Origin of the sequence: Porphyromonas sp. HMSC065F10, from assembly GCF_001808555.1 — a bacterium.
Classification (GTDB): domain Bacteria; phylum Bacteroidota; class Bacteroidia; order Bacteroidales; family Porphyromonadaceae; genus Porphyromonas_A.
On sequence record NZ_KV793793.1, the window covers coordinates 1 to 10871 of the forward strand.

At 58.1% G+C, this 10871-nt stretch carries 10 protein-coding genes; all 10 read right to left on the reverse strand.

The genetic code is table 11. The annotated features are described in order from the left end of the window. Positions 1–32: 32 nt before the first annotated feature. The 10 genes from hemW to HMPREF2890_RS05640 all read right to left on the reverse strand — a co-directional run bounded on the left by hemW (position 33) and on the right by HMPREF2890_RS05640 (position 10001). Positions 33–1160, reverse strand: a complete 1128-nt coding sequence (hemW, locus tag HMPREF2890_RS05595) for a radical SAM family heme chaperone HemW (protein WP_070466422.1) — start codon at positions 1158–1160, stop codon at positions 33–35. Between the two features lie 3 nt (positions 1161–1163). Next, positions 1164–1754: a helix-turn-helix transcriptional regulator gene (locus HMPREF2890_RS05600; RefSeq protein ID WP_070466423.1), complete on the reverse strand. Its 591-nt coding sequence runs from the start codon at positions 1752–1754 to the stop codon at positions 1164–1166. Continuing rightward, positions 1751–2452, reverse strand: coding sequence for a hemerythrin domain-containing protein (locus HMPREF2890_RS05605; protein ID WP_070466425.1), 702 nt, complete (start codon positions 2450–2452; stop codon positions 1751–1753). The genes HMPREF2890_RS05600 and HMPREF2890_RS05605 overlap by 4 nt, the downstream gene beginning before the upstream one ends. Then, positions 2449–3213 (reverse strand): UDP-2,3-diacylglucosamine diphosphatase, encoded by a 765-nt coding sequence (locus HMPREF2890_RS05610; protein ID WP_070466427.1) that lies wholly within the window; start codon positions 3211–3213, stop codon positions 2449–2451. Before HMPREF2890_RS05610 ends, HMPREF2890_RS05605 begins: the two co-directional genes overlap by 4 nt. 13 nt (positions 3214–3226) lie before the next feature. Continuing rightward, positions 3227–3556 carry an iron-sulfur cluster assembly protein gene (locus HMPREF2890_RS05615; RefSeq protein WP_070466429.1) on the reverse strand — a complete coding sequence of 110 codons (330 nt, stop codon included), beginning with the start codon at positions 3554–3556 and terminating at the stop codon, positions 3227–3229. Continuing rightward, entirely contained in the window at positions 3553–4623 is a 1071-nt protein-coding gene (locus HMPREF2890_RS05620; RefSeq protein ID WP_070466431.1) for a S41 family peptidase, read from the reverse strand. Before HMPREF2890_RS05620 ends, HMPREF2890_RS05615 begins: the two co-directional genes overlap by 4 nt. 4 nt (positions 4624–4627) lie before the next feature. After that, positions 4628–5566, reverse strand: coding sequence for a hypothetical protein (locus HMPREF2890_RS05625; RefSeq protein WP_148130692.1), 939 nt, complete (start codon positions 5564–5566; stop codon positions 4628–4630). Next, positions 5559–8294 carry a DNA gyrase/topoisomerase IV subunit A gene (locus HMPREF2890_RS05630; RefSeq protein WP_148130693.1) on the reverse strand — a complete coding sequence of 912 codons (2736 nt, stop codon included), beginning with the start codon at positions 8292–8294 and terminating at the stop codon, positions 5559–5561. Before HMPREF2890_RS05630 ends, HMPREF2890_RS05625 begins: the two co-directional genes overlap by 8 nt. A gap of 104 nt (positions 8295–8398) precedes the next feature. Next, on the reverse strand, positions 8399–9403 hold the full coding sequence (locus HMPREF2890_RS05635) for a nucleotidyl transferase AbiEii/AbiGii toxin family protein (RefSeq protein WP_070466436.1): 1005 nt from the start codon (positions 9401–9403) through the stop codon (positions 8399–8401). Next, positions 9396–10001: a DUF6088 family protein gene (locus HMPREF2890_RS05640; protein ID WP_070466438.1), complete on the reverse strand. Its 606-nt coding sequence runs from the start codon at positions 9999–10001 to the stop codon at positions 9396–9398. Before HMPREF2890_RS05640 ends, HMPREF2890_RS05635 begins: the two co-directional genes overlap by 8 nt. Positions 10002–10871 lie beyond the last annotated feature (870 nt).

Consider the following 10871-nt stretch of genomic DNA (forward strand, 5'->3'; position numbering starts at 1 on the left):
TTCGGCGAAAGACCATTTTGCAAAGGTCTTCTTTAGATCAAGTCAAGGATGATGGCATCGGAGATGTCGATGCCGTGGAGGGAGAGGTGGAGCCGGTCGCCCTCGAGCAGCAGGTCACCCGAGACGATATAGGGCTGTGCCCTCTGCAATACCCTTTCCCCCACCCCTGTGGCGAAGAGACGCTCCATCTCACTCAGCGAGAGTCCCTCGCAGGTTCGCAGGCGGGTCAGGACGTACTCCTCGAGAGCCATCTCGGGGGTGATGCGCTCGTAGGTGCGACTGAGGAAGGGGGTGGAGCGGAGGAGCTGACGACAGTAGAGCGTGACGTCGCTCGGGTCGTAGGATCTCCAGGGGTGGATGTAGCTGTGCGCGCCGGGCCCGAGGCCGATGTAGGGGACCCCGTGCCAGTAGGAGCCATTGTGCCTCGAGCGGTAGCCGGGGAGGGCAAAGGCGGAGATCTCATAGTGCTCATACCCTGCCGACCGTAGTCGCTCGGCGACATAGTGCGACTGCCGGAGGCTCTCCTCCTCATCGATGGCGCTCACCCGCCCTCGCCGCAGTCGGTAGTGGAGCGGGGTCCCCTCCTCGTAGATCAGGTGGTAGGCGGAGATGTGGGTAGGCTCAAGGGCGAGCAGTGCATCGAGGTCAGCCCTCAGCGTCTCCTCGCCGGAGCCGGGGATGCCGTAGATCAGGTCGAGGGAGATATTTCTCACCCCTCGGCGGTGGAGCTCCCGGACGAGTGCCCGCGTCTCCTCGCCGGTGTGACGCCTGCCGAGGAAGCGGAGCAGGCTCGGGTCAAAGGACTGGGCACCGATGCTGAAGCGATTGACACCCGCTGTGATCACCTCGTCCAGATCCAGTGTGGAGAGGTCTCCGGGATTGCACTCCAGGGTGACCTCCGCCTCGGCAGCGACGTCAAAGGAGCGACGGAGCCGGCAGATGATGTCGCCGATAGCTCGCCCACTGAGGAGCGAAGGGGTGCCACCACCGAAGTAGATGGTCTCCACCGGCACGCCCGCCAGCTCGTAGGAGCGCAGGTCGATCTCAGTGGCGAGCGCCCTCAGGTAGTCCTCGACGGGACGGAGGTTGGTGACGGAGTAGAAGTCGCAGTAGGGACACTTCGTCTTGCAGAAGGGGATGTGGACGTAGACCCCTACCATCGGTCAGATCTTGATCTCCTCGAGGCTCACCAGCTTATTCATGATCGCATAGACGGTGAGGCCGGAGGCGGAGTGGATGTCGAGCTTCTTGACGATATTGCGCCGGTGCGTGGTGACGGTATTGACGGAGATGAAGAGCTTATCGGCGATCTCCTTATTCGTCAACCCCTTGACGACACCGATGACAATGTCACGCTCGCGCGGCGTGAGTTCCTCGGCTATCTCTCTCTCGCTCTCCTCGGCAGTGAGGAGGGAGGAGATCAGGTCGATCACCTCCCTGTCGCTCTCCTCGGCAGAGAGACGTCCCTCGCACCGCTCTGCCAGCAGCTCATCGGTGATCGTGTCGCAGTAGAGGATGAAGCGAGCCTCGGGCAGGTCGGTCATGGTCCGGATCGTCTCGATGAGTGGGGGGCTGCAGACATTGCAGGAGACGATGACGATGTCCGGGCGGAGACTACGCAGGGCCCGGACGAGGGTAAAGGGGTCCCTCAGGGTATGAACCGTCACCTCGGGCCCCTTCTCCCGATCAATGAGGGTCGCGAGGGCCTCTTGGGTGCGGCTGTCAGAGAGTGCTATGAGTAGGTTGGCTTTCATCGTGAAGAGCTCTTCTCGAGAGCCTTGATGCAGGGGATGAAGATCTGATTTTCTATATCATTGTGATTGAGCAGCTCCTCACCACAGGCGTAGAGGTCGTGGAGGACGTTGTAGAGCTTGAGATTGGCCTCCCAGGTGTAGTACTTGAGGAAGAGGCTCTTCAGCTCGTGCATCTTCAGCTCCACCTGATCGTGGTGCTTCTCAAAGTTGATGATGCTGTAGTCTCGCTTTCCCTCCCCTCCTCGGAGCAGTCCCTCAGCGTAGGGGAAGACCACCTCATCCTCGTAGTGCATATGATTGCGCACCTCCTTGCAGTAGTCGGCAAAGTAGCGCTGCACCACCACCCGTATGTCGTGCGGAGCACCCTCGAGCGCCACCTTGAGCGCCTCACCGATGTCGGGCAGACGAACCTCTAAGAAATAGCGGTGACTGGTGCGGAGGAAGGAGATGATCTGCGCCACGTCGATCGTGCCGGGATCGGGCGTGAGCGTCTCCCGCAGGTCGGGGTAGAGATCAAAGTGGACGAGGTACATAAAGGTATCGGTATCCACGTGATTGGCCTCGCACACCTCGCGTATCGTGTGGTCGCCCATCCCAAGGGGGATCCCGAGACGCGAGATGAGGGAGAAGATGTTGTAGTGCTCACTCAGCAGGTCAGCCATCCTGGAGTGGGCTGTGTAGTATCGCCGATTGGTCATAATTGGTAGCGCTTAAGTGTGAGTGTCTCGCCGTCCCAGACGGCATAGCTGTGGTACTTGATCCAGTCCCCGAGGAGGATCACGCGGCTGTGGTCGCCCACGGGGTGGTCCGCCATACGGTGGCGGTGACCGAAGAGGTAGTACTCGGGTGCCTCCACGCCTCTCTCGCGCGCATCCGCCTCAGCATGGCGCACGAGATACTCCTCCCCGATCTCAGGCTGTGGGAGCCGACGGCTCTTCCGGAGACCCCGCTCCCGACTCCTCCGCGCCCACCCTTGGGCAAAGGGGATCGTCAGCCACGCCGGGAGGAGGCCGTAGAGGAAGCGGCACACCCTCGAGTGAAAGATCGCCCGCGTGACGGCGTATGCCCTGCTCGGTGCATACTCATCGCCGTGAGCGATGAAGAAGCGGTGCCCCTCCAGCTCCATCGATGTCGCCTCTCGATGCAGTGTGCAGCCGATCTCCGTGGGGAGGTAGTCGGAGATCCAGATGTCGTGATTGCCGGTGAAGAAGTGGATCTCCACGCCCTCGTCCGCCATCTCGCCCAGCAGGCCAATCGTCCGGGTAAATCCCCGCGGCACCACATGCCGATACTCGTACCAGTAGTCGAATATGTCGCCCACCAGTATGAGTCGCTTCGCCTCAGGCTCAATGCTGTGGAGCCAGCGGACAAACAGCCGCTCCGCCTCCCTCGGGTCGTCGTGGTAGGGCGACCCAAGGTGGAGGTCGGAGGCGAAGAAGGTCTTGGTGCGGGCGGTCATGGCAAGGGAGGGACTACATCATCCCCAGCTCCAGCTTAGCCTCATCGCTCAGCATGGACTGGTCCCACTGGGGCTCAAAGGTGATCTCGATATGGACCTCCGTGATCCCCTTGACCGCCTTGACCTTCATCTCCAGATCCTCGCAGAGGAAGTCACTGACGGGGCAATTGGGCGACGTGAGCGTCATGGTGATATGGACGACACCGGTCTCGTGATCGACGTCGACATCGTAGATCAGTCCCAGGTCGTACACATTGACCGGGATCTCGGGGTCGTAGACGGTGCGGAGGGCGGCGATGATCCGCTCCTCCAGCTCTAGTGGGTTCTTATCTTGGTTGCTCATTCTGTCTTGTCTTTACTCTCCTTGGCGTGCGTCAGTAGGTAGTGGATCCCCTCGCTGAGGATCCGGTCGTGCGCCTTAGGGTTTATATCAAAAGCCTCATTGGCCACCTCCTTGTCGGGTGCGATGCCGCCCTCGATCGATCGCTTATGTATGTCAAGGCTCTTGACGGCGGAGTAGCGCACGCGCCAGCCATTGGGCAGCTCCGAGGTGGCGGGCATACCGCCGCCCCCGCCGGAGGGGAGACCGATGCGGTAGACGTTGGGGGCGAGGGCGACCTTGACGAGGAAGTCATTCGTCGCACTGTAGCAGCCTCGGTCCTGGAGGATCACGAGGGGCTTCTTGGTCCAGCGCCGCCCCTTGGCGGGAGTGACGTAGATCTCCTTGGGGGTCGAGTAGCTGTCTCGGCCCGGTCCGGTCTTGTGGGTCGCATAGCCGACCAAGGTCCGCTCGTCAAAGAAGTAGCCGGCGAGGTCGGAGGCGTTGCTGACAAGACCGCCCCCATTTCCCCTCACGTCCAGGATGATCCCATCGGTATTGTCGAGGTACTTCAGGATGAAGTCCATGCTGCCGAGGGAGGAGGAGAAGCTATTGTAGCGGATGTAGCCGATGCGGTGGTCGGGCTGCCCCTTGATGCCAAAGTTATTGTAGAGCATACCCCCCGACTGCATGAGGCGGCCGGAGATCTGTCTCTGCCTCATATAGATGTTAAGTCCCTCCGTAGGGTCGCCTGCCCAGTCGCTATTGGCACTGACGTCGAAGCCGGTCATGAGATTGACATGCCCGTCGTGAAGCTCATTGAGCATCTTCGCCATAAGCTGGAAGAAAGCGAGGTCGTTGGCCATTTTCTTCTCCTCCATGAGGTCGATCTCCTTACTGTAGGCGGTGTGGATCGAGTCCCAGTCGATGCCCTTCTCGTCGAGGAAGCAGTAGCGCTCGTCGATGATCGTCCAGAGCGCCTCAAAATTGGCTCTGTAGTCGGCATTCACCGGCTGCGAGGGGATGCAGGCTGAGAGACCGAGGAGGAGGACCACCACTGCGGGTAGAGTGTGCGTGAGTCTGAGTGCCATAGCCTTAGTATGATGAACTGACGTGAGCGGAGCGGAGGGCGCGACCACCGGAGAGAGCCGAGGTCTCAAGGGTGAGCCCCAGGACAAGGCCGACGCTGCCAAGCTGGTACTTGGTATGATTGATCTGCTCCGTGGTGCCGATATGCTGAAGCCCGACGACCCAGGTGGTGCTGTGGATCGGCAGCTCGAGGAGCAGCCGCTGACGGATCGACCAGCTATTGTGCGGGGCGGTGAGGTAGAGGCGGATCGGAGCCCTATTATCCCCCGAGACATACTCGTAGTAGCTCTGCCCGTAGTCCGGGTGGTAGGCGACGTGGAGCAGCGGGAGCGAAAGGGTATAGGAGAGGCGCATCGGGAGCGTCTCCCACGGGATACGGTAGCTGAGACGGGACCAGGCATCGAGACCGGTCGTCGCCTTGACATTTGCCACGTTATTGCTATTGGAGAGCTTGAGATTGCCCTGCACCGTAAGTGACCAGGCGGGCGCGACCTCCAGCCTCAGTCCGCTTCGCTCCAGCAGGGTGTAGGCAAAGGCTGTCTGTGTGTAGAGACCGGGGAGGTACATCGGGGTGCCATTTGCCTTATTCGTCGGCAGCCCGAACCCTAAGTCTAAGTCTTGCCTGAGGTGCCAGCGGTCAGCAAAGTAGGGGCGATCCACCCCGAGCGAGACCCGGAGGTCATACCCCGTGTGGGCGGAGGGGCTCACATACTGGTCGATAACGCCTACCCGCCCACCGATGAGCAATATCTCGCGGTGCGTGGTGTAGAGCTGTCCATCGTAGGTCCACGGCTCACCGTGGATGTACTCACGTGTCTGTCGGCCGAGCTGCTCGAGCCGGTCACTCACTCTCTGCCTCCATCCTCCGGTCTGTGCCACACCGGGGAGAGAGAGGCTCAGAGTGATGGACAGCAATAGTGCAGCCCTGCGGTATCTCTTACTCATCCTCTTCGTCCTTAAATGCCAGCCTCTGCTGACGGGTTACCTCCTCGATCACCTGTGCCTCCTCCTCGGCTCGGTCTTCCACATCGGTCGTCTCCTCGCCATCGGAGGTCTCCTCGTCGTCCGGCTCATCGTCTCCCTCCTCATCCTCAGGCCGCCTCAGGGGCTCCAGCTCGCGCACCTCCGTGACCGTGGCGGTGCTGATGCGCTTGCCCTTGGCTCGCACGCCCTTGACAGCGATGAAGTCCTCCGCCTCGATCTCCTCCGCCGGTCCCTCCTCGTAGACCACCTCCACACGGGCGTAAGGCTCATCGGAGAGGAGGAGAAGGGTGTCGTCGGGATTGGTGAGGATGGTGTCTTTCCTCCGCAGCTTATCCTCCTCGAGGAGGAAGCGCTTCAGGTAGGTGTAGCCCTCCTTGCTATTGTGGTAGACGAGAGTCCAGACCTTCTCCGGATCATACTGCTCAATCACGAGGATATTTCGCTCAAAGTGGTTGCTGTCGGAGAAGTCAGAGAGGTACACCGTGCCGTCGTCGAGCACCACAAGGAGCTTGTCGTCTCCCATAAACTCGCCTAAGTAGTCGCCCCGCTCATCGTAATTGAGACGGAAGACGTCGCGATCAAACCAGACGTCCCTACCCCCCAGAGTGCTCTTGCCCTCCTCCTTGAGCGAGATGCGGAAGACCGGCTCCTTCGTCAGGATATTCCCTCGCGCCTGGCGTCCCTTGATCAGCAGGTCGGCAAAGTCGGTCTCAAAGATCAGCCCGCTCTTGCGCCGCCGCTTCTTGGCACTCGGCCGCAGCACGGTCTTGATCACCTCCGCCTCACCATTGGGATTGGCAGTGAAGTAGAGCACCTTGGACTCCGCCTTGCCGCGCGTCAGGTCGTACTCCCGGTCGCGGATCACGGAGGTGACAGCGAAGCGCTTGATGAAGGCGGTACCCTCCTTGCCGTCGCGGTAGACGACGTTGTAGATCGTCCTCTCGTCACCGCGCACCCAGCGCGCCACATGGATGATGTCCTTGCCGACGAAGCTCTTCTCGCTCACCTTCGTGATGAAGTAGACCCCGCTGCGGAGGAAGACGATCACGTCATCGATGTCGGATACGTCGCCGACGTACTCCGCTTTCTTGAGCCCCGTGCCGATGAAACCCTCCTTGCGGTCCACATAGAGCTTCTCACTCTTCACCGCCACCTTTGCCGCCTCAATGTCGTCAAAGCTCCGGATCGTCGTCCGTCGCGGGTACTGCCTCCCGAAGTCCTCGTACAGCGTCTCGTACCAGCTGATCGCCTCACTGCGGACATCGCCGAGGCGTCGCTCGGTGTCTGCCATCTCGTCCATGAGGTGGGCGATGGAGGCATCGCTTTTTTCCTTATTAAACTTGAGGATCCTCGCCATCTTGAGCTCCAGGAGGTGCTTCAGATCCTCATCTGTCACGGGGCGGAAGAAGCCCTCCAACACATCCTCCAGTCGCCCTCGTATGTGTGCCACTACCTCGGGGACGCTCTTGGCCTCCTCGAAGTCCTTATCCTTGTAGATCCGCCGGGTGATGAAGAGCTGCTCGAGGGACTCCAAGAGGTGCTGCTCCTGCAGCTCACTCAGCCGGATCCCCAGCTCGGCACGGATGTAGCCCATCGTCCGCTCACAGCCGTCCGCAAGCACCTCACTCACGGTGAGAAACTCCGGGTGGTCGTCACGCACCACGCAGCAATTGGGAGAGAGAGAGATCTCGCAACCGGTGAAGGCATAGAGCGCATCGATCGTCTTGTCGGGCGAGACACCACCCGGCAGTTGGATCTCTATATTGGCCTCAGCGGCGGTCTTGTCGTTGATCTTCTTGATCTTGATCTTCCCCGTCTCATTCGCCTTCAGGATAGAGTCGATGAGGGAGCCTGTCGTGGTCGAGTAAGGCAGCTCGGTGATCGCGAGGGTGTGGGAGTCGACCTTCTCGATCCGTGCCCTCACCTTCACCTGACCGCCCCGCTCTCCGTCGCTGTACTTGGCGACATCGACAAGTCCGCCGGTGGGGAAGTCCGGGTAGAGCTCGTAGGGCTCCCCGCGGAGGTAGCTGACGCAGGCCTGCAACAGCTCGCCCACATTGTGCGGCAGGATCTTGCAGGAGAGTCCGACGGCGATACCCTCGGCGCCCTGAGCGAGGAGGAGGGGAAACTTCACCGGCAGATTGACCGGCTCCTCGTTGGCTCCGTCGTAGGAGGGGACATAGTCGGTGATCTTGGGGGAGAAGAGGACCCTCTTGGCGAGGGGCGTGAGGCGTGCCTCTATGTAGCGCGGGGCCGCCGCACCGTCACCGGTGAGGAGGTTGCCCCAGTTGCCCTGACACTCGATCAGGAGCCGTCTCTGGCCCAGCTGCACGAGGGCGTCCCCGATGCTCGCATCACCGTGCGGGTGGAGCTGCATCGTCTGACCGACAATATTGGCCACCTTGATCAGCCGATCCTCCATCTGCGACATCGTGTAGAGGATCCGTCGCTGGACCGGCTTGAGCCCGTCAGAGATATAGGGCACCGCCCGCTCCAGGATCACATAAGAGGCATAGGAGATGAACCAAGAGCGATACATCCCCGACAGCACGTAATTGCCGTGGCTGTCGTGGGTCCGCCCATACCGCACCTCGTCGGCCAGTGGCGCCCCCTCCTCGGTCGGCGCCAGCCCCTCCTCCGTGTCGGTTAGGTGATCTGCTCTCTCCTCTCCCTTATCCTCTCTATCCATAGACTTGATTATTCTCTCCTATTTGTCTCCTAAAGCTTACAAATTTAAGCATTAAATGCGACATCTCTGACAGCCCATTTTTACTTTTGGTCTCTCCTGCATGCTTAGAGGACCTCTCTAAATCGACGCTGAAGCTCTGACAGTTCCTCGAGCAATTCCTCAAACGATGGTCTATTCCCATAGATCAATTCGCTCATAGCGTCATAGTCATCTCTCCAAATGTTGAGAATGTCTTCACCGGGGATAAGCCGGAGACGCCGGCGCACATCAGGCGAGTAATCTACATCCCGCACAGAGGTATATATCTCCCGATGATGACGGATAGACTCCCATAAGTCATCATCCGTAACAGCTTCCCTTGCGAAATCCTTATTCATCATAACGCACAGGTCATAGAGGTGCCTGCTTTTACGTTCTGCTATCACTCCATGACCCGGCACTGAGAACAACTCGTGTAGCAAGAACACCTTTTCAAGAAATGTCTTTGCAGGAATTGCTGTATGAATAACACTATCGGTCAATGGAGTAATAGGAAGGTTTTCACCAAGGAGGCTTTTGATTTGTATTGACTTAGTGGGTTCAAGCAAAGAACGAGAGCTGACCTCCAAAACGACATCTGGACGAAGGTACGAAAGCGACTTACCAAAGACAGACTTATAATGAAGATAGATTTGACGTGGTTCCGGATAGGTTTTGTCACCTGTACCATTGGGCTGGGGCTCTACCGTAATGAAGGAATCCAAACCCTCCTTTTTCATCTCTTCTTGGATCATTGGTGTCAGTTTCTTCAAGACGAAGAGGGATGAGTCCTTTCGCAACTTCTTGATTTGCTTTTTAGTAAGGTCTCCTTTAGGCACACCAAGGAGGCTAGGATCCATTGCGAGGTCTATATCTTCCGAGAACCGATCTATGAGTTTCCAGCCTTTGCTCAGACTTGTACCGCCCTTGAAAACAAGATGACCGGCCATCGGCAGTGCAAAGACCGCCTGCAGGATAGCAGTCACCCAAAAATCTTTCTCAACCACTCGGGGAAGCAGTCCGACCTTCTGTGCGACTGACTCATAGACGTTTCGTCGCTGTGAAACAGCTAAACCCAAAAACTTATCCATACAAGTTCACGACAAACTCCCTTACCTCGGAAGTCATTAGCCTAAGATCTGCCACTGGGATCCGTGGATTTTCATTCAACTTCGCCCTGATGAAAGCTACTTGCTCCTCCGTCAGACTCTCCACTCTCCAGTCTCGAAGAGCCGTAGTCAGAAGAAGTGCCAACGGACTGCGAATGGCAAAATATCTTGGGGACGCTCGCTTGAACTTGATGCTTCCACCCTCGACAAGGTTAATAGTACGTGATGGTCCATCGGTTAGGTAAACAACATTCATTGGCACCTGCTGAGAGAGTCCAAGCTGGTACTGTGCAAAAAGACCCGTTGGGACTATTCTTGCCCCGTCTCTCTTTGCGATTGCCTTGGCAATATCTTCACGGGAGGGAGGAACTGCTCCAAGCCCATATGCTTTTTCTATTTTAGGATAGCAATAGATCCCACGTGCCACCCGGATCATCAGTCCTTTTTCTGTCAGCCGCTCTAGTGCCTTATTGACCGCATTCCGGTTTCCGTACGAAACAAAATCCCCTACGAAAAAGACCGAGCCTCTCCCGCACTTTTTTGACTTCTCAAGTATCTTATCCTCAATCGATTCTCCCATAATAACGATTAACACCTGTCGCGAAACAATACACGATTTGCGACAACAAAGGTAGCCATTATCCCTGAAAAAACTCCAGGAAAAAGAGACACAGGAGGGATGACGCAGTAGCCATTCATCTCATCGTGAAGGATTAGGGAACCGAGCACCCCCTTGCGGGTGCCCGCTTCATAACCACAAGGTCGAGGGGCGTAGCCCCGAAGACCCGTGGATCAGGCGTTGCAAGTAAACCCTCGACCCCGCCAGGGTGTCGCACTCCCCGGGCAGGCTTGAGGTTGACACCCTTGCGGGGTTATGAGAGGGGAGGATCTCTGTACGGCGACCCACAAGGGGTCGAGGGGGTAGGGAAGGGTCTTTGTACATCGGTCACCGCTTCGCGGATGACCGATGCCTTTGGAGCGAGCACCCTTCGGGTGCCTCACGGATAAGCCCTCTATGTATATGATTACCCCTGTGCTCAAATGCGTCACCCCCGGCCTCGCATCCACCGAGATGCCGGTCCTCACTCCGTTTTCCTGAGTTCGTCTGTTTTGCATACATTTGTGTCAGAGATAGTATGCGAGATATGGAGCACAGTGAAGGGAAATACACATTGACGAAAGAGGCTCTGGGACACCTGCTGGACTGGATCCTGATCGGTCTCGGACTGTATGTGCTTAAAGTTATCTCCTGGGGATCGACTCTGAGTATAGTTATTTCTCTCTCTTACGGGGTCATCCTGCTTGTCTGTATCTACCTGCTGGTACGATCGCTTGTGCGTGACCTACGCAAATAGATACTAACAAAAAAAAAAGGATCCGAGCCGGTCCCGCAGTGGGGCTGACTCGGATCCTTTCTTGTTGAGACCTTTGCATAATACCCCATCTGCGG

Coding starts and splice junctions, on each gene's coding strand:
- HMPREF2890_RS05600 (WP_070466423.1), bottom strand. CDS start 1,754: ATGAAAGCCAACCTACTCATAGCACTCTCTGACAGCCGCACCCAAGAG.
- HMPREF2890_RS05620 (WP_070466431.1), bottom strand. CDS start 4,623: ATGGCACTCAGACTCACGCACACTCTACCCGCAGTGGTGGTCCTCCTC.
- HMPREF2890_RS05610 (WP_070466427.1), bottom strand. CDS start 3,213: ATGACCGCCCGCACCAAGACCTTCTTCGCCTCCGACCTCCACCTTGGG.
- HMPREF2890_RS05625 (WP_148130692.1), bottom strand. CDS start 5,566: ATGAGTAAGAGATACCGCAGGGCTGCACTATTGCTGTCCATCACTCTG.
- hemW (WP_070466422.1), bottom strand. CDS start 1,160: ATGGTAGGGGTCTACGTCCACATCCCCTTCTGCAAGACGAAGTGTCCC.
- HMPREF2890_RS05630 (WP_148130693.1), bottom strand. CDS start 8,294: ATGGATAGAGAGGATAAGGGAGAGGAGAGAGCAGATCACCTAACCGAC.
- HMPREF2890_RS05615 (WP_070466429.1), bottom strand. CDS start 3,556: ATGAGCAACCAAGATAAGAACCCACTAGAGCTGGAGGAGCGGATCATC.
- HMPREF2890_RS05605 (WP_070466425.1), bottom strand. CDS start 2,452: ATGACCAATCGGCGATACTACACAGCCCACTCCAGGATGGCTGACCTG.
- HMPREF2890_RS05640 (WP_070466438.1), bottom strand. CDS start 10,001: ATGGGAGAATCGATTGAGGATAAGATACTTGAGAAGTCAAAAAAGTGC.
- HMPREF2890_RS05635 (WP_070466436.1), bottom strand. CDS start 9,403: ATGGATAAGTTTTTGGGTTTAGCTGTTTCACAGCGACGAAACGTCTAT.